The following is an 18,061-nucleotide window of genomic DNA, read 5'->3' on the forward strand; positions in this document are numbered from 1 at the left end:
AGCACTTAAAAATAAGTCATATCTCAAAGTAGCATAGGCAAAAGCCAACAACCAAACTGAATTATGTTAAAAATTAAAACCTTATCTGCTTAATATATAAAGTCTATTAAATAAATCCTGTTTCATTTTAAATCATCAAATAAAGTAACCCGAGAATAAATAGCGCCACCAATATAAAGAGTAGAGCGCTCAAAATCTTTGAGGACTTACTACCATTTGCAGCACTGACCTTTTTAACTTTGCTCTTTTTGGCCACCCGCAGCACCATCTTTACATGCTCGATATTATCCTCAAGGTAGTAATCTCCTTCAGGAACAAACCCTAAGGACTCATAAAAGCTGAGCAAATAAGTCTGTGCGGAGATAATAATAGGACGCTTTTTGCCATATTTTTTGCGGCAATGAGCGATAGCTTGAATCATCATCTGCCTTGCTATGCCTTGACCGCGATGCTCTGATAATACCAGTACGCGACCAATAGCTGACATAGCGGTATTAAGCGAATCGGTATCGGCGGCGCTCAAGTTAGATCTGAGCCTGTTGTACTCAGGTGGAATAATACGGCAATAGCCAACGAGCGCTTCGTTTTGATGCGCGACGAGATGCAGACAATCAAAGTCTAGCTCATCCATATCTTGATAAGCGCAGTTTTGCTCCACCACAAACACCTGCGAGCGCGCTCTTAGAATATGGTAGATATCGACGGAGGTTAACTCATCAAAGGTTTTTATAGAAAATTGGGTGGTCATAATATTTTGGCTTTTGCAAATGAGATGATAATAATGCGTTTGAATGAAAGCGCATTTTTAATGCTTTTGGGTTTATGGTGCTAGGCTAAAAGCACCAGCCTACGACGTCGCTTAGATTAGGGCGTGTTGAACATTCACAAATAGGCACTGCTGATCGCTAAAATTGTTTCAGACAAGGCGCAAAGCGACGATAATGCAGATGCCTTAGCTAGATTTGCAACGCAGTATGGAACAATTTTAGCATCAGCCGTAGGGACAGGACTCTTTTTTGTCGCTTCATTGGTAAAAAATAGACGCTTAGAGCGACTAAACTTACTATTTTTACCTTCGAATCGTCTAAAAAACAGTCTCTGTCAGTGCCATGGTTGAATGTTCAACACGCCCTATTATTAAAACGTACTTTTTGCAATAATCTATAAGACATTAACCCTGAATCGTCTGACTGATCTTATCTAGATTTAAACTATCGGACATGGCACTAAAGATCTCGTAATACTTACCGCCTTTATCATAGAGCATTTCATGGGTACCCGTCTCAACCACTTGACCATTTTCTATTACTACCAAATCATCAGCGTCAATGATCTGCGCGATGTTATGCGAGACCATAATTACCGTTCTATCTTTTTTGATAAGATCTAAGCTTTTTTTGACCTGTTGACTGGCGATGGCATCGAGGCTCGCCGTTGGCTCATCCAAAAATACAATTGGTGGATCTTTTAAGAACATACGTGCTAGCGCAATACGCTGCTGCTGACCGCCCGATAGCGATTTGGCCGTACTCTCGTAACCGTCTGCTAATTGCATCACTTGCTCATGAATCGAAGCCTTTTTTGCTGCGACTATAATGTCATCCATAGTCGCATTCATATTGCCATAACGGATGTTTTCACTAATAGTGCCTGAGAAGATATGATTGCTTTGTAATACCAGACCGATATTCTGACGTAAGTCATGAGTATCGCAGTCTTTTAAATTATGACCATCTAAGCAAATCATACCAGCATCTGGCTCATAAAATTTGACCAATAGATTGATAATGGTGCTCTTGCCCGCGCCGCTAAGCCCAACAAGCGCGGTGATACGGTTAGGGCGAATCTCAAAGCTGACATCTTTTAGCGCTTGGGTACCGTTGGGATAAGTAAAGTCGACGTTTTTTAACTCGATATGGCCCTTTAGATCTTTGCTACTGATGCCACCTATATTTTCAACTTGGCTTTCATCTTCTAAGATATCAAAAAAGCCTTCAGCATAAGTCAAAGCATTATTAATCTGATCATAGATACGGTGCAGCTGGCGAATAGGGGCGGCGACGTTTTGAAATAGCATAACGTGAAATAAAATCATGCCAATGGTCATTTGACCCTGCAACACAAAATAAGACGTCAGTAAAATAATGACCACCACGCCGATTTGTTCAATAAAGGTTTTCACCGCGTCATAGATAAAGCCAATACTGCGAATACGCAGCTGATTATCGGTCATCTCTTTTTGAATCTTTAGATGCTTTTGCGCTTCAATAGGCTCGCGGACAAAGGATTTGACCACACTAATTGAGTTGATAAGCGAGATAACCAGTCCGCTTTTGGCTTCGCGAAAGCCGCGCATTTGCCGACGAAACCCTTGCAGACGTCTTGCTTGTTTTTGACTAATAAAAAAGTAAATCGGAATAATAAACAGCCCAACCAGACCAATCCAAAAGTTGGTCGAGAACATAATAATAAGCGAGACAATGGCACTGGCAAACAGCGGTAGCATATCGATAAAGAAGTTTTGCACCAAACTTGTTAGGCTACTAACCCCATAATCAATACGAGTTTGTAGTTTACCGCTATCGTTTTCACTACTGGTATAAAACGCCATGCGATAAGTCAAAATACGCTCGATAATCTTTTGTGATAAATCCCGCGAGAGATTGATGCGAATCTTCTCGCCAAAAAAACGCTGACCGAAAGAGATAAATATCGACAGTATCTCTTTGGTCAGTAGTACCGCACTGATAATGCCAAGCATACGCAGACCTGCCTGCCATGGCTCGGCAAGCGTGGCAATCTCAGTCAAAGTATCGACAGCATAACGCAACACAAAAGCATTGACCTGCGCGGTAAAGGAACCAAGTACGGTCAAGATCAGCGTGGCAATGATTAAAAGCTTATAAGGCGCGGCAAACACCGCCAGCTTTTTGAGGATATTCCACAATAAAGCGCGCCGCTCAGTCTTTTTGACTGGCGGCTTTTTGTCTAACATCACGCGGCGAAACTGGGGAGAGGTTGGCATATAGGTGTCGCTCTATGCTTTATTTAACAGTAGTCTGTAGCCTATCAAAACGCATCCGCTGGCACAAAAACCTCACCAACGATGATACGCCTTGCTGAACGACTCATCGACACTTTTTTGGCTTGCCAGCGCCCATCAACCAGTTCGGTTTTTCCACCGACGAGCAATGTCCCTGATGGATGACCAAAACGCACCTCGGACAGCTCGCTACCGCCAGCCGCCTCATTGACCAATGTCCCTTGCGTGGTGGCCGCTGCCGCAATGGCTACCGCTGCGGTACCCATCATCGCATGATGCAGCTGCCCCATACTCATCGCGCGTACCACTAAATCGATATCATTTGCCTTAACTTCTTTGCCACTAGACGCGGTATAACTTTGCGCAGGAGCGACCCACGCAATTTTGGGAATATGTTGGCTCGCTTGTGCCTCACTCTCATCTTTAAACAATCCCATCGCCACGCCGCCACGCGCACGTATTTTTTCCAACTTGGCTAATAGTGCTTCATTACTATTAATATCGCCTTGTAATTCTGTACCGCTAAAGCCTAGGTCTTCTGCCTTCATAAAGATAGTTGGGATGCCGGCGCTGATAAAGGTCGCTTTGACGCTGTCCTTATCGAGGCCACAACCAGAGACATCAAAGTCATCGACGAGGTTGTTGGTCGGGAACATATCACTGGATGAGTCAACCGGATCGATAAATTCAATTTTGACCTCAGCGGCAGGGAAGGTCACGCCATCAAGCTCAAAGTCGCCGGTTTCTTGTACTTGCACCTTGCCATCTGCGTCTTTGTATATAGGCACATGAGCAATGATGGTCTTGCCAATATTTTCTTGCCAAATACGCACTTCACAAATCCCGCTTTCAGCATTGTCATCGATACTATTAGCAATTTTGTCGGCATCAACTAGACCCATATTAATGGCACAGGCACCGACAGCTGCAGTTAAGTTACCGCAGTTACCTGCCCAATCAATCATGGGCTTTGCGATATTAACTTGTCCAAATAGATAATTAACGTCATGATCAGCTTGTTTTGCTTCAGACAAAATCACCGTTTTTGACGTACTAGAGCTACCATTACCTAAGCCGTCGATTTGCTTGCCATAAGGATCTGGGCTGCCGATAACACGTAGTAAGAAATTATCACGCGGCGAGCCTGCAACTTGGCAACGCTCAGGTAAGTCGGATAATTTAAAAAACGTGCCTTTTGAAGTGCCGCCGCGCATATAGGTGGCAGGGACGGAGATTTGCGGGGCGAATTTTGGTTTGGTCATTTTTGAGAGTCCTTTATATATTTATGACTTGTTTATAGTTTTAGGTAGTATAGAGTGATCAAGACTAATTGAAATAGAGGTTGTTATGAATTTAGGAAAAGAACAAAGTGATAATTCGGCAAAAATTAATCAGATAATGCAAGATAACCCTGATTTGTCTTATGAGTTCATACGTCAATTATTAATCGCTCAAACAGAGATTGAAATAGGTCAGGTTACACCTTTTAAGTTTGGATAGATTTAAAAAGTTAATAATGATAGCGACAAGAAATAATAGTCAGATAGTTATCATCAACTGCGTATACTAGACGGTTAGAATCATCGATACGCCTAGACCAAAATCCTGATAGATTTTCTTTTAAAGGTTCGGGCTTGCCGATGCCCTCAAATGGATTGCGTTTACACTCTGTGATTAACTTATTGATGCGTTTAAGGGTTTTTTTATCTTGCGTTTGCCAATATAGATAATCTTTCCAAGCGGCATCCGTCCATGCTAGCTGTTCATTCATAGCTTTTACTCGCAGTAGTATTAAGCATCTTCAGCATCGGTTTCATCGCTTGAATAACTATCAGCGTCCTCCACATCTTCATTATCTATTAAATCACGCACTGCCGTCTTGCCAGCTTGATACTGCGCAATTGATTTTGCTAAGTGAGCTGCATTAGCAGGAGATTTCAATAAATAGACGGTTTCCATCAAGCTGTTGTAGTAATCAAGGGACATGACCACAGCATCATCTGCATCACGGCGAGTCACTATAGTGGCATTGGCATCGTCATTAACGGTGTCTAAAACCGACTTTAAATGCTTTCTCGCTTCTGAAAAACTAATTACTCTCATGATAAACTCCAATAGTTGTACTATTTATTGTACATGTTACGCTATTTATAAAAGTATATCAATAATTACAAAAAAACCGATGCCATATAGACACTCTATACAACATCGGTTATTTATAACTTACAAGCTAAACCTTAAACGCTCAAAACGCTTAGGCCACTTCACCCGCTAAGAACTCTTTGGCAAAGCGCTGCAGCATACCGCCAGAGTTATACATTTTCACTTCATCAGCGGTATCTAAACGGCAGATAACGGGCGCTTTATCGACTGTGCCGTCTTTGCGATGAATCACCAGTGTCATCTCGCCGCCCGCCGATACTTCACCTTCGAGATCAAACACTTCGCTGCCATCGATATTTAGCGTCTCACGGTTGGTGCCTTGTTTGAACTGTACAGGAAGAGCGCCCATACCGACGAGGTTTTGACGATGAATACGCTCAAAATCTTCGGCGACGACGACTTCCACACCAGCAAGACGCACGCCCTTGGCAGCCCAGTCACGGCTTGAGCCTTGACCATAGCCATCACCTGCGATGATGATCAGCGGTTGGTCACGATTCATATACGTCTCGATCGCCTCCCACATACGCATGACTTGACCTTCTGGCTCTACGCGAGCGAGTGACCCTTGAATGACGTTGCCGTCTTCGTCACGTACCATCTCATTGAGCAGTTTTGGATTGGCAAAAGTGGCACGCTGCGCGGTTAAGTGATCGCCGCGGTGCGTGGCGTATGAGTTATAGTCTTCCGCTGGCAGACCCATAGTATCGAGATACTCGCCAGCCGCAGAGTCGCCCATAATCGCATTAGATGGTGACATATGGTCGGTGGTGATGTTGTCACCAAGTACCGCTAGTGGACGTAAGCCTTTAAGACGGTTCATCGCCGCCATCTTGCCTTCCCAATAAGGCGGACGGCGGATATAAGTGCTCATCTCACGCCAGTCGTACTGAGGATCGATGACCGATGCTTCATTACGACCTGCCTGTGCTTTGGCTTCATCAAACATTGGGATATAGACGGCATTATACTGCTCAGGTTTGACAGCTTTAGCCACGATAGCATCGACTTCGCTATCCTCAAACCAGATGTCTTTTAGATATACATCGTTGCCATCTTGGTCTTTGCCGAGTGAGTCTTTTTCGATATCAAAACGGATATTACCAGCGATAGCATACGCCACAACCAAAGGCGGCGAGGCGAGGAACGCTTGCTTGGCATACGGATGGATACGACCATCAAAGTTACGGTTACCTGATAATACGGCGGTACTAAACAAATCGCGCTCGATGATCTCTTGCTCGATCTCTGGGTCGAGCGCACCGCTCATACCATTACAAGTGGTACAAGCAAAGGCAACCACATCAAAACCCAGTTTTTGTAGCTCGGGCAATAGGTTGGCTTCTTCTAAATACAGCTTAACGGCTTTTGAGCCTGGCGCGAGTGACGACTTGACCCAAGGCTTACGAATAAGGCCTTTTTCCACGGCGTTACGGGCGACGATACCAGCGGCCACCATGTTGCGCGGGTTTGAGGTGTTAGTACAGCTAGTAATAGCAGCGATAATGACTGCGCCATCTGGCATCTGGCCATCTTTTGGTTCTGGTAGTTTTTCATTTTCACCGTGGGCGATGCCTTCCTTGACAAGGTCTGTCGTTGACACACGCGCATGGGGACGTGAAGGACCAGCGATATTACGCACCACTTTTGATAAATCAAAATGCAGCACACGATCATATTCAGCATCTTTTAGGCCATCAGCCCAGAGGCCAACTTGTTTGGCATAAGCTTCAACGATTTTAATTTGCTGCTCTGAGCGTCCGGTGAGACGCAGATAATCAATGGTTTGCTCATCGATAGAGAACATCGCAGCAGTAGCGCCATATTCAGGGGTCATATTAGAGATGGAGGCGCGATCACCAACCGTTAGGTTTCGTGCACCTTCACCAAAGAACTCTAAATAAGATGACACCACGCCCTCAGTGCGTAAAAACTCGGTCATCGCCAGTACTAAATCGGTACCAGTGATGCCTTCTTGTAGTTTACCTGTCAGCTCGACACCGATGATATCTGGCAAGCGCATGTATGAGGGATTGCCCAACATCACGCTTTCGGCCTCTAGCCCGCCGACACCGATAGAGATAACGCCAAGCGCATCGACCATCGGGGTGTGACTATCGGTACCGACCAAGGTATCAGGGAATGTGATGGCATCGCCGTCTTGATCCGCGACCACTTGTACCACTGGCGACATTTTCTCTAAGTTGATTTGGTGCATGATGCCGTTACCAGGCGGTACGACGTTGACGTTATCAAAGGCGTATTGACACCAGTTGATAAAGTGAAAACGGTCTTCGTTACGGCGCTCTTCGATGGCGCGGTTTTTCTCAAAAGCGTTTTCTTCAAAGCCTGCGTGCTCAACCGCTAGCGAGTGATCGACGATCAATTGTGTCGGTACGATGGGGTTCACTTTGGCAGGATCACCGCCTTCCGCTGCGATAGCATCACGCAGTCCTGCAAGATCAACAAACGCAGTCTGCCCTAAGATGTCGTGGCAAACCACGCGGGCAGGATACCATGGGAAATCAACCTCTTGCTTACGGTAGATATGCTGTGACAGTGCTTCGGTCAAATCCTCAGGCGGGCAGCGGCGCACGAGGTTTTCGCATAATACCTTTGAGCTAAACGGCAGTTTGGCATAAGCGCCTGGCTCAATCTCATTAACTGCTTGCTCGACATCGAAATAGTGCAGGTCAGTACTGCTTCCATCCAAAGCTGGTAATGGTTTTTTATACTCATTATTCATGGTTTGCGGATTAACTTGCGTTAAAGGCTGCTTGCTATCATCGCTCATGGCGGGCTTTCCTTTATAAGTGAGATGGGTTGAGAGTAGGTATAAAAAATAATTTACTTAGCAAAAATTATTCCTGTGACAGGATTCAATTAACATAAACTTTGCTAAATAAAGGGTAGGAAAAATTGAATTGAAATAAGTTGTAGGGTGCGCTAATCAGATCGGTGGGTTACGCTTTGCTAACCCACCTTACAAACCTATTCTTTAAAATAAACGCTATACAGATTAACGAGCGTTGATATCAGGCACTGGACGCAGCTCTTCACCGGTATATTCCGCGCTTGGGCGAATAATACGGTTATTCGCGCGCTGTTCAAAGACATGAGACGCCCAGCCAGTTAGGCGCGAGCACACAAAGATCGGTGTGAATAATTTAGTTGGGATACCCATGAAGTGATAAGCAGACGCATGGAAAAAATCAGCATTACAGAATAGTTTTTTCTCGCGCCACATCACTTCTTCACAGCGTACCGATACGGGATACAATACCGTATCGCCAACATCAGCAGCTAGTTTCTCAGCCCAGCCTTTGATGACCACGTTACGCGGATCAGACTCGCTGTAGATCGCATGACCAAAGCCCATAATCTTATCTTTACGCTCGAGCATCGCCATCATCTCTTTCTCGGCTTCATCAGGTGAGCTAAAGCCCTCGATCATATCCATCGCTGCTTCATTCGCGCCGCCATGCAGATGACCACGTAGTGAGCCAATCGCGCCGGTAATACAAGAGTGAATATCAGATAGAGTTGAGGCGCAAACGCGAGCAGTAAAGGTGGACGCGTTGAACTCGTGCTCAGCATAAAGAATAAGCGAGACGTTCATCACCTTAGTATGCAGCTCGTTTGGTTTTTCACCCTTAAGCAGATGCAGGAAGTGACCGCCGATTGTATCGTCATCAGTTTCCGTTTCGATACGCTCATTGTCGTGCGTGAAACGGTACCAGTAGTTAATGATAGATGGGAACACCGCCAGCATGCGATCGGTTTTATCATTTTGCTGCTCAAAGTCGGTTTCCATCTCAAGGTTACCGAGCATCGAGCAGCCAGTACGCAGCACATCCATCGGGTGCGCGTCCTTTGGAATGCGCTCAAGCACATCTTTTAGCGGCTGCGGCAGGCCACGAAGTTTTTTGAGTTTGGCCTGATAGTCATCAAGCTCGCTTTGAGTCGGCAAATTGCCATAAAGTAGTAGATAGGCGACCTCTTCAAAGACACACTTATCTGCAAGCTCTGAGACATCATAACCGCGATACGTCAGGCCAGAACCTGACTTACCAACGGTTGAGAGCGCTGTCTTGCCTGCGACTTGACCGCGTAGACCTGCGCCTGATAATACTTTTCCAGATTGGTTTTGTGCTGCCATGATTAAATTCCTTTTGGTGGCTTTGGGGGTTGAACTTGATAACTAAATAAAAAATTATACTCATAAAATAAACGAATTTGCTTCACTAAAAACTTATAGCTCTATATCGATGTTACAACGCTTAAATTCGGCGTTAATAGGGGCGTTTATTACTTCCATGGCACTGCCAGCGCCCTCAGCATTATTGACTTCCATATACTTAACGCCTAGTGGCGACTCCATAAAGGCCTGAATCTCAGCCATCTCTTCAGGAGTAGGATCAGGCATAGGTTCAGCGACCTGTTGGCCATTCATAATTAGGAGCTGCTCATTACCGAAGTCTAGTAGCTTTTGACCGACATCTGAAGCATAAAACTCGTTTAATGACGCAAGCTCAGCATCGCTAAATTTGCTTTTATAAAAGGCATCGACCTCCGACTTACCCAAATCTTTATCTCGAGCTTCAAGACAGCTGACTTGCTCTTGGCTCAGCTCACCATTGGTAAGTAGCGGTACAAATAACATCTGATCGACGGTATCTAGCGTTATCGTCGTCATGACCAGCTCATCTGAATCAGCGCTAGCACTAGCACTAGAATTAGTATCGACATCCTCACTAGCGACGACGGCCGTATCGTTGACCGTATCGACGCCTTCCACCGTCTCAGTGGTAGCAGTATCATTACAGCCGGTCATAAATACCGCAGCAGCTAAAGCGCAGCCTAATGAGACTTTGGATAAGATTTGCTTATTAATATGAATAACAACTGACATAGAGACCCTAAAGTTTGGTGAGTATCAACAGCTATATTACTTATTATCAGCAAACAATTTATCTAGTGTTTGCTCAAACTCATGATAATTCAAAAAGTCGTATAGCTCCATGCGTGTCTGCATTGTATCGACAACCTGTTCTTGCGTGCCATCGTCCAATAGGTGCTGATAGACATTGAGCGCCGCTTTATTCATCGCTCGAAATGCCGATAAAGGATAGAGCACCATATCGACACCGACACCGTACAGCTGCTCGGTGGTATATAGATCGGTTTGACCAAACTCTGTCATATTGGCAAGGACAGGAATGTCTAATACATCGGTAAACTTACGATACATCTCGATATCGGTCAAGGCTTCGGCGAAAATCATATCCGCGCCAGCCTCAGCGAAGGCAACGGCGCGCTCTACTGCGGCGTCCAAACCTTCGACTGATAAGGCATCGGTACGCGCCATCACCACAAAGTCAGGATCGGTCTTGGCATCCATAGCGGCCTTTAGACGATCGACCATCTCTGAGATGCTGACAATCTCCTTGTTCGGGCGGTGACCGCAGCGCTTTTGCGCGACTTGATCTTCGATATGTACCGCTGCCACACCTGCTTTTTCCATCTTTTTGATGGTTTGCGAGATATTAAAGGCCCCGCCAAAACCGGTATCGATGTCTACTAAGAGCGGCGTGTCAACAGCATCAGTGATACGGCGCGCGTCTTCTAGTACATTGTCAAGGCTGGTCATGCCCAAATCGGGCAGGCCAAAAGAGGCATTCGCCACGCCAGCCCCAGAGAGATAAATAGCCTTATGACCGACTTGGGTGGCCATCATGGCAGTGTAAGCATTGATAGTACCAGCGATTTGTAAAGGCAGGTCATTGGCGTTTTGTTGTTGCATTGCACTACGAAAGCGTGCGCCAGCTGATGAGCTCATGTGAGAATCCTTGCATAAAAGAGATGATTTAACGTAAGCAGTCTGAATATTAAGGGTTAAATATAAGTGTGCGATATGATTTATTGCTTAAGAGTACACTCAATCACTGATATTGCAAAGTGAGAAATACAGTAGGTAGTTAAATTATAATGAAATAATAATTTATAATAATTAAAACTATTTATTTTTTGAATAATTATATTCATATTATTACCAATTACCTCATTATAGTATTCAAGTTACTTTGCAAGATGGATTAATCGAACGCTCCAATGTTACATTTAGTTACAATTATATCGATACTGTCAATGTGGTTTTTATACTGCGAGATAAGCTATCGCTAGTACTTTCCATAGTCAGCAAAAAAGCCCTCATAGCGAAGCTAAGAGGGCTTTAAGTAGTAGGGCTTTAGATAGTAACGTAGAATCGTAAACAATAATTAGCACTTTATCTCATAGTGAGAAGAGACTAACCGAGCAGACCAAACAGATTAGCCAAGAATAGGAGCGCAAAGCCGCCAAGGAACAGTAAACCGGCAATTGATAAAGCATTCATGCCAGCGGAGAGCTTTTGATGTTTACGCACTAAAGAGTAGTTCAGCCAACCAAAGATAGGCGCAGAGACAAACGCGGATATCATGGCAAACTTAAGCATTGCGCCAAGCTGACCCGTAAAAAAGGTAATAATCACCAAGCCGCCGCCGATAGCATAAGTGGTCCAAAAGGCGACTTGTTTTTTACTGATCTCGCTTTGACCTTTAAGCAGTCGCCAACATTCAGCATTGGCACGGCCATAGCCATCAGCGCAAGTAATCGTCGTGCCAAACATACACATGAAGGCGACAAAAGCGACTAATAAACGCGACCACTCACCAATAGTGTTGGTATACATACTGATCAGCTGACCGATATAAGCGCCGCCAACCAGCTCAATCTCTTGACCAGAGCCATATTGTACAAAGACACCTAACGATAAAAAGAATAAAGCCAAAATCGCCGAAACCGCATAGCCCACATTGAAGTCCAATAGGCCTTGACGATGGGTGGTGTGTTCCGTCTTTCTTTTCGCTGAGGTCCACATTGAGGTAATAGCGGCAAACTCTAATGGCGCTGGCATCCAGCCCATAAGCGCGACGATAAAACCTAGAGTCGCTAGATTCCAAGGCGAAGCGGCAACGAAGTCAGCAGTCATTACCGTAGGCTTACCAGCAGCGATAAGTACGGCAACGACTGTAGCTGCGGTCAGCGCAATCATAATCCACTTGGTCACGCCATCGAGCAACTTGTAATGACCAGCAATCAAAAATAACCACGAGACTGCGACGATAATGAGCGACAAGCTAATTGTTGAGAGCCCAATTGAGGCAGGCAGCATAAATCCTAAAATCACCGCGGCTATCAAAGACACCGCACCGGTACTAATGATGGCGGATAAGATTGAGAGGATAAAGTAGATCCAAAGATAGGCTTTTGAGCGCTTGGCATAGCCTGCTATCAGACTCTCGCCGGTATCGTAGACATAGTCAGTGCCGAAGCGAAAAAACGGATACTTAAAGACATTAGCTAAGACAATCATGATCGCCAACTGCCAGCCATATAGCGCGCCTGCCTGCGTCGATGAGATCAGATGCGAGCCGCCGATAGCCGCTGTCGCCATCAATATACCTGGACCAAAAATGCGCCAACTAAAACCTGCAGGCGCGTGGCCATCATTTTGGCTATTTATATCCGGGTCATTTATTCGTTGTGTGGTCATAGATACCTCAGTTTACATCAGGCGAGCTATCACTGACCTGTGATAGCTCGCCCACAAAGTTAAAATGATCATTATTAAAAATAGCGGAAGAGAATATAGCGCTCTTAATGGTGCGAAAATTTTTTGGTGACTTTAGCACACCTAGTAGGTTTGCGAATAATAACTATTAGCTTACCTTAGACAAACTGCTGACGCCGATAAGTGATACCGCGCTGCTCGTAGATCTCATAGATAGCAGTGAGTAGGTCATTTACTTTTGGGTGAATAAAGTCTTTTAGCGTATGTAAGTAAATAGGGGAGGTGACGTTTTCATGGATCAAGCGCTGATAGCTGATCTGTTTAGTGCGCATCACTTGTAGGCTTGCAGGCACTAAGGTGATACCTTCTCCTGCAGCGACAAGGCCAAGTGCCACTTGTAGATCACTCACTTTACTGGTTCTAAGCGGGGTAATTCCGTGCTGGGCAAATAAGTATAGTAAAGGCTCAGTAACTGAATCCGTAACCGAGGCTGCCTCGGGTTTGGGGGTCTGTTTTGTACGTTTATCTCGAGCGCTCGTACTCATATCAGCAGCAATAGAGTCAGTATTAATAAGGCCAGGCAGGTGAGTTTGATGATAAAGAATCAAGCGACTATTGGCCAAATCCAGTAAGCGCTGTTCTTTGACATCAGCTAGCGGATGCGCTTTTGGCAGTGCGACAAGGTAGCGCTCATGGCGCAGTAGTATTTGCTGTATCCACGGATCTTGATGAGCAAAGCGCCCAAAACCCACATCAATCTCACCAGACTTCAGTGCCTCTATCTGCTGATAAGAGCTAATGTCCTTGAGATTAACCTCAATATCAGCGTTTTGCTGCTTAAAGGTTGCAATGACCTCAGGCAATAGGCCATAAAGCACAGAAGGTACAAAGCCTATATTCAAGCCTTTACTAGGAGCAGACAGGCGCTGGGTCATATGCGTAATGGCATCAAGCTCTGTCAACAAAGCATCTATCTTGTCATAGAAAAATAAACCTGCAGTCGTTAGCTGCAGCGGTCTGTGGTAGCGATCAATTAAGTCGACATTCATATCTGTCTCTAGCTGCTTAAGTAATCGGCTAAGACTTGGTTGCGATATTCCGGTGACTTTTGCAGCCGCACTAAAGCTTCGTAACTCAGCAATGGCAATAAACGCCTTAAGCTGTTTTAAATCCATGAAAACTCCTTTAAAACTCTATATTCGTAAATACAAATGCTGCATCACAGACGGTAGTATACCGTGACAGCGCTTATTAGATTTTAATATTACAAACACCTGCTTTATTATTGCAGCAAACCCAAAACCACCCTAACGACACGACTAAAAAGGGCGTTAAGGTAAAAATTATTGCTGCTGGGGTCGTTTTAATTTTGTTGGTCGTGATTGCCGGTATTTTTAGTTTAATGACCAGCAATAGCTCATCGACTAGCGAAAATATAGCGGCCGCTGAGGATCAACCCTCTATTAAACAGAGCGTTGCCGATAACCATGCTACTGTGACACCCTCTAGCAGCTCAGACGAAGATAACCAAGTAATCCTGCCAGAGCAAAAGACTGAGCTGGCTAGTGATGCTGATGAAAGTGAGAGCTCGAACGCTACTGCTGTCCAAAACGCTACTGCTAGTATTGATAGTGAAGAGGACAAAGGTCCGTCAGTCACTAAGCCGCCATTAACACCCAAACAAGAGGTAGCTGAAGGGCAAGTTTTGCAGAATGAGGAGTCCGCTAGCGTCAGCTATGAAGACTTTACCAAGGAAGCACAAACTACCTTGTATCGGGAGAGTGATTACTAATAGAGCTCGTTTAGATAGATTAGTGGTATAATGCCTCAATGAACTTAGCGGCGACTTTTAGCCCTGAGCTATCAGATTTGACCATCTACGTCATTGACGTGGCAGAGATCATTGAGTTTATTATAGAGCGTGGCATGTTGGCAGATTGTCGTCAAGGGCGACAGATACCGTCTAAGCCATCATATTTTTAATAGTTTGTGTTGATATAAAAAAAGACTACAGCTTAGCGTTGTGGTCTTTTTTTTATATGTCATAGTGCTGACTCAATTTAAAACTGATACTGTGTGGTTAGAATGCATATTAATAGCTTAAAGCCTGCCTAATTCATAGAGCCTTATCTTGAAAGGGATAACAATGACAACCAACGATCGCATAGATAACAGTAATATAGATAATAACCAAGCAAAGATAGAGATCTACCAAGCAGCTGATGGACAATCTGCAATAGAGATTCGTTTAGAGAATGATACTTTATGGCTTTCACAAGCTCAATTAGCAGCGTTGTTTGGAAAAGATACGGATACTATCAGTCTGCACCTAAAAAACATCTATAACGAAGGCGAGCTTAACCAAGAAGCAACTACCGAGGAATCCTCGGTAGTTCGACAAGAAGGTAAGCGTCAAGTACGTCGAAAAATTCGCTTTTATAATCTAGATGCGATTATCTCTGTAGGTTATCGTGTTAACTCGAAAAAAGGCACTCAGTTTCGTATTTGGGCCACTCAGCGTCTGCGTGAATATTTAGTGCAAGGTTACACGCTAAACAAACAAAGGTTTGATAAAAACTCTAGTGAATTACAACAAGCATTGGCTTTAATTAAAAAAACCGCCCAAAGTCCTGAATTAAAGACGGATGAAGGGCGCGGACTGATCGAAATCATCAGCCGTTATACTCAGACCTTTTTATGGCTACAGCGCTATGATGAGGGCTTATTAGACGATCCAGCAGGGCAGGCGGGTGGCGTCTTGCCAACCACTCACGAGGCCATGACAGCATTAAATGATCTAAAGGCTCAGCTGATATCTCGTGGTGAAGCCACTGAATTATTTGCTAGACCTCGTGGTGACGGTTTAGATAGTGTGCTAGCTAACTTGCAGCAAACGGTATTTAGCGAACCTGCGTATCCAACGATTGAAAGCAAAGCGGCGCACTTATTGTATTTTATGGTCAAAAACCATCCTTTTACCGATGGTAATAAGCGCAGCGGCGCTTTTTTGTTCGTTGATTTTTTGCATCGTAATGGTAGGTTGCTCAACGATGAAGGCGATATGGTCATCAATAATACCGGGCTTGCGGCTTTAACCTTGCTAGTAGCAGAGTCGAATCCCGATCAAAAAGAGACACTGATAAAGCTGATTATGAACATGTTATCGCTTGAGGGCTAAAAAATCGACTAAGCCTAGAGCAAAATAAGCACTGCCTTAAATACTAAAGTAGCATGATTTAATTGAGCGGTGACGCTGCTGTGAAAACGTCACAAAGTTATTTTTACGAATCTATCCAAATTATTTATTCATCAAGGGTAGAGTCATATTATTTAGTGATGATAGGAACTATGGTAGATTGATGAGCTTTAAGAGCTATTCAAGAATAATAAGTTAAATACTAGACTGAGCCGCGCTCTAATACAGTTTATTTAACTTATGTTTACCTAGAGTTCAGTTCACTAATAGTAATATAAAAAATATGTACTTAAATCAATAACTTAAATATATTTTTTTAAATATAAAAAAAGTAAGTTCATGAACTAATGGTTTTATATTGTTTTTGAACCTATTTTCACATGAATCTTGAAACATAGTTCATGAACCTGGTAAGTAAGTCTTATATTAAAAGGCAAGGTACTTTAATATAAGCATCCGTTTGCCCTATATTAATTTGATATCAACGTAATGCGTCGATTAAAAGTCTAAACAGTAGCGAAGACTCTCGTCGAGCAGGATAATACATATAGTAACCTGAATAACTTATATCCCAGTCCTCTAGTATTGTCACAAGCTCACCATTGATCAACTCTGATTCAACCATTGCTTTGGGTAACCAAGTAATACCCAACCCGTCTAAAGCAGCCTTGACTTTGAGTCTGGCATGACTCACAACCATGACAAATTCAGGTTTGAGATTCATCACCTCATTGTTTTTTTCTAAATTTTTAAATTCCCACGCCATGATCTGACCCCTGCCGTCAAATCCGTACACATAAACTTGGGAGATTTTAATTACGCAGCCTGACGATAATAATCAAACCACACCTGTCTTGGCGATTGATAGCCCAAACCCTTTTGAATCCTCGTCTGATTGTAGTACAGCTCGATATAACTGATAATATCATTGATGGCTGTGAACCTTGTTTTATAGTCTTGATGATATACCAGCTCATTCTTTAATGTGCCCCAGAAGCTTTCTATCGGAGCGTTATCGAAACAGTTGCCTTTGCCGCTCATTGAGCCTATAAATTGATGCTGCTTAATGGTCTTGTGGTAGGCGTGACTGCAATACTGACTGCCTCTGTCTGAATGAACGATTAGCCCTTTGTTTGGACGTTTATTCCTGATGGCCATGTTCAATGCGCGACAGACCAAATCTGCGGTCATGCGTTTGTTGATCGCATAGCCGACCAGCTCTTTGGTATATAAGTCTTTGACTCCCGCTAAATACAACCAGCCCTCATGTGTCCAGATATAGGTAATATCGCTTACCCATGCTTGGTTAGGGCGACTGGTGTCAAACTTCTGATCGAGCACGTTTGGATAGACCAGCTTGTTGTGATTGGAGTCGGTGGTGACTTTAAAGCGCTTATGACTACGACATTTAATGCCGTGTTGCTCTTTGATGCTTCTTACCATATACAGGCTAATGTTATGGCCTTGCTCGCTTAGATGAGCATGCAGTCGATCTGCGCCATAACGTTCTTTCGTTTCATTGTGAGCCGCTTTAACCAGTAATTCAGACTGGTTGCGATGTATCTGTTGGTCGCTGAGATCACGACTTAGCCAGTCGTAATAGCTTGATGGCTTAACCCTTAACACACGGCACATAGTGGTGATGCGAAAGAGGAACTGGTTGTCTTTGATAAAGGCGTACCTGACTAACTGTTTCTCGCGAAGTACGCCGTCGCCTTTTTTAAGATCTCGCGCTCCTCTTCGGCAACTTTAAGCTGTCGCTTTAGGCGTTTTACCTCTTCAAGCGCACTCATAAGTTCAGGGTCATACTGCTTTGTTCCTACAAGCTTGCCTTGATTAGCTTTGTTCTGCCAGTTGGATAGCGTTTGCATGGCGATGCCAAGTTGCTTTGCGGTCGCTGAAATATTGCCGTTGTTATCCGCTATCTTCTTGACGGCTTCAGCTTTAAATTCGTCACTGTAGGTTCTTACTTTCTTGGTCATGGTAAACTCCGATTAATACGCTTAGTTTACCAAGTTTACCTCTACGGTTTCTTCAGCATAGCTCA

Annotated in this window: 16 protein-coding genes and 1 pseudogene; 4 read left to right on the plus strand and 13 right to left on the minus strand. The window is 44.2% G+C overall.

Annotated elements, in window-relative coordinates; all coding sequences use genetic code 11:
- Nucleotides 1-127: 127 nt before the first annotated feature.
- The 3 genes from W234_RS0111505 to prpF form a co-directional block, all read right to left on the minus strand.
- Complete coding sequence (locus W234_RS0111505; RefSeq protein ID WP_025646991.1) at nt 128-748, minus strand: GNAT family N-acetyltransferase; 621 nt, start codon at nt 746-748, stop codon at nt 128-130.
- 423 nt (nt 749-1,171) lie between these two features.
- On the minus strand, nt 1,172-2,995 hold the full coding sequence (locus tag W234_RS0111510; RefSeq protein ID WP_198013377.1) for an ABC transporter ATP-binding protein: 1,824 nt from the start codon (nt 2,993-2,995) through the stop codon (nt 1,172-1,174).
- A gap of 74 nt (nt 2,996-3,069) precedes the next feature.
- On the minus strand, nt 3,070-4,305 hold the full coding sequence (prpF, locus tag W234_RS0111515; RefSeq protein ID WP_025646993.1) for a 2-methylaconitate cis-trans isomerase PrpF: 1,236 nt from the start codon (nt 4,303-4,305) through the stop codon (nt 3,070-3,072).
- Between the two features lie 85 nt (nt 4,306-4,390).
- On the opposite strand from prpF, the gene W234_RS14580 reads away from it, so the two are divergent.
- Entirely contained in the window at nt 4,391-4,543 is a 153-nt protein-coding gene (locus W234_RS14580) for a hypothetical protein (RefSeq protein WP_156923994.1), read from the plus strand.
- A gap of 10 nt (nt 4,544-4,553) precedes the next feature.
- On the opposite strand, the gene W234_RS0111525 is transcribed toward W234_RS14580, so the two are convergent.
- The 8 genes from W234_RS0111525 to W234_RS0111565 form a co-directional block, all read right to left on the minus strand.
- The gene (locus W234_RS0111525; protein ID WP_025646994.1) at nt 4,554-4,814 is read right to left on the minus strand and encodes a Txe/YoeB family addiction module toxin; all 261 of its coding nucleotides are present in this window, start codon (nt 4,812-4,814) and stop codon (nt 4,554-4,556) included.
- A 20-nt stretch (nt 4,815-4,834) separates the two neighbouring features.
- On the minus strand, nt 4,835-5,146 hold the full coding sequence (locus W234_RS0111530) for a type II toxin-antitoxin system Phd/YefM family antitoxin (protein WP_025646995.1): 312 nt from the start codon (nt 5,144-5,146) through the stop codon (nt 4,835-4,837).
- 151 nt (nt 5,147-5,297) lie between these two features.
- Nucleotides 5,298-7,952 carry a Fe/S-dependent 2-methylisocitrate dehydratase AcnD gene (acnD, locus tag W234_RS0111535; RefSeq protein WP_025646996.1) on the minus strand — a complete coding sequence of 885 codons (2,655 nt, stop codon included), beginning with the start codon at nt 7,950-7,952 and terminating at the stop codon, nt 5,298-5,300.
- A 273-nt stretch (nt 7,953-8,225) separates the two neighbouring features.
- Nucleotides 8,226-9,365: a 2-methylcitrate synthase gene (prpC, locus tag W234_RS0111540; protein WP_025646997.1), complete on the minus strand. Its 1,140-nt coding sequence runs from the start codon at nt 9,363-9,365 to the stop codon at nt 8,226-8,228.
- A 93-nt stretch (nt 9,366-9,458) separates the two neighbouring features.
- Nucleotides 9,459-10,118: a DUF2059 domain-containing protein gene (locus W234_RS0111545; RefSeq protein WP_025646998.1), complete on the minus strand. Its 660-nt coding sequence runs from the start codon at nt 10,116-10,118 to the stop codon at nt 9,459-9,461.
- A 36-nt stretch (nt 10,119-10,154) separates the two neighbouring features.
- Nucleotides 10,155-11,045: a methylisocitrate lyase gene (gene prpB / locus W234_RS0111550; protein WP_025646999.1), complete on the minus strand. Its 891-nt coding sequence runs from the start codon at nt 11,043-11,045 to the stop codon at nt 10,155-10,157.
- A 468-nt stretch (nt 11,046-11,513) separates the two neighbouring features.
- On the minus strand, nt 11,514-12,800 hold the full coding sequence (locus W234_RS0111555) for an NRAMP family divalent metal transporter (protein ID WP_025647000.1): 1,287 nt from the start codon (nt 12,798-12,800) through the stop codon (nt 11,514-11,516).
- Between the two features lie 176 nt (nt 12,801-12,976).
- Entirely contained in the window at nt 12,977-13,993 is a 1,017-nt protein-coding gene (locus tag W234_RS0111565) for a LysR family transcriptional regulator (RefSeq protein WP_025647001.1), read from the minus strand.
- 110 nt (nt 13,994-14,103) lie between these two features.
- Here W234_RS0111565 and W234_RS0111570 point away from each other — a divergent pair, with 110 nt between their 5' ends.
- The 3 genes and pseudogenes from W234_RS0111570 to rhuM all read left to right on the plus strand — a co-directional run bounded on the left by W234_RS0111570 (nt 14,104) and on the right by rhuM (nt 15,996).
- Nucleotides 14,104-14,610, plus strand: a complete 507-nt coding sequence (locus W234_RS0111570) for a hypothetical protein (RefSeq protein WP_025647002.1) — start codon at nt 14,104-14,106, stop codon at nt 14,608-14,610.
- Between the two features lie 41 nt (nt 14,611-14,651).
- Nucleotides 14,652-14,714 (plus strand): annotated as a pseudogene (locus W234_RS14960) (urease accessory protein UreG); the annotation flags it as partial.
- Between the two features lie 250 nt (nt 14,715-14,964).
- Nucleotides 14,965-15,996, plus strand: coding sequence for a RhuM family protein (gene rhuM / locus W234_RS0111580; RefSeq protein WP_051397509.1), 1,032 nt, complete (start codon nt 14,965-14,967; stop codon nt 15,994-15,996).
- 499 nt (nt 15,997-16,495) lie between these two features.
- On the opposite strand, the gene W234_RS0111585 is transcribed toward rhuM, so the two are convergent.
- Both W234_RS0111585 and W234_RS0111590 read right to left on the minus strand, forming a co-directional pair.
- Nucleotides 16,496-16,780, minus strand: coding sequence for a LysR substrate-binding domain-containing protein (locus W234_RS0111585; RefSeq protein ID WP_025647004.1), 285 nt, complete (start codon nt 16,778-16,780; stop codon nt 16,496-16,498).
- A gap of 50 nt (nt 16,781-16,830) precedes the next feature.
- Nucleotides 16,831-17,996, minus strand: a protein-coding gene (locus W234_RS0111590) for an IS3 family transposase (RefSeq protein ID WP_156923945.1) whose coding sequence is annotated in 2 segments (ribosomal slippage) — nt 16,831-17,741 and nt 17,741-17,996 — 1,167 coding nt in all. Because the reading frame shifts where the segments join, the coding sequence is not laid out codon by codon here.
- Between the last annotated feature and the right edge of the window lie 65 nt (nt 17,997-18,061).

The organism is Psychrobacter sp. TB15, from assembly GCF_000511655.1.
In the GTDB taxonomy this organism is placed as follows: Bacteria; Pseudomonadota; Gammaproteobacteria; order Pseudomonadales; family Moraxellaceae; genus Psychrobacter; species Psychrobacter submarinus.

Coding starts and splice junctions, on each gene's coding strand:
- prpF (WP_025646993.1), bottom strand. CDS start 4,305: ATGACCAAACCAAAATTCGCCCCGCAAATCTCCGTCCCTGCCACCTAT.
- rhuM (WP_051397509.1), top strand. CDS start 14,965: ATGACAACCAACGATCGCATAGATAACAGTAATATAGATAATAACCAA.
- W234_RS0111545 (WP_025646998.1), bottom strand. CDS start 10,118: ATGTCAGTTGTTATTCATATTAATAAGCAAATCTTATCCAAAGTCTCA.
- W234_RS0111505 (WP_025646991.1), bottom strand. CDS start 748: ATGACCACCCAATTTTCTATAAAAACCTTTGATGAGTTAACCTCCGTC.
- prpC (WP_025646997.1), bottom strand. CDS start 9,365: ATGGCAGCACAAAACCAATCTGGAAAAGTATTATCAGGCGCAGGTCTA.
- prpB (WP_025646999.1), bottom strand. CDS start 11,045: ATGAGCTCATCAGCTGGCGCACGCTTTCGTAGTGCAATGCAACAACAA.
- acnD (WP_025646996.1), bottom strand. CDS start 7,952: ATGAATAATGAGTATAAAAAACCATTACCAGCTTTGGATGGAAGCAGT.
- W234_RS0111530 (WP_025646995.1), bottom strand. CDS start 5,146: ATGAGAGTAATTAGTTTTTCAGAAGCGAGAAAGCATTTAAAGTCGGTT.
- W234_RS0111525 (WP_025646994.1), bottom strand. CDS start 4,814: ATGAATGAACAGCTAGCATGGACGGATGCCGCTTGGAAAGATTATCTA.
- W234_RS0111585 (WP_025647004.1), bottom strand. CDS start 16,780: ATGGCGTGGGAATTTAAAAATTTAGAAAAAAACAATGAGGTGATGAAT.
- W234_RS14580 (WP_156923994.1), top strand. CDS start 4,391: ATGAATTTAGGAAAAGAACAAAGTGATAATTCGGCAAAAATTAATCAG.
- W234_RS0111565 (WP_025647001.1), bottom strand. CDS start 13,993: ATGGATTTAAAACAGCTTAAGGCGTTTATTGCCATTGCTGAGTTACGA.
- W234_RS0111555 (WP_025647000.1), bottom strand. CDS start 12,800: ATGACCACACAACGAATAAATGACCCGGATATAAATAGCCAAAATGAT.
- W234_RS0111510 (WP_198013377.1), bottom strand. CDS start 2,995: ATGTTAGACAAAAAGCCGCCAGTCAAAAAGACTGAGCGGCGCGCTTTA.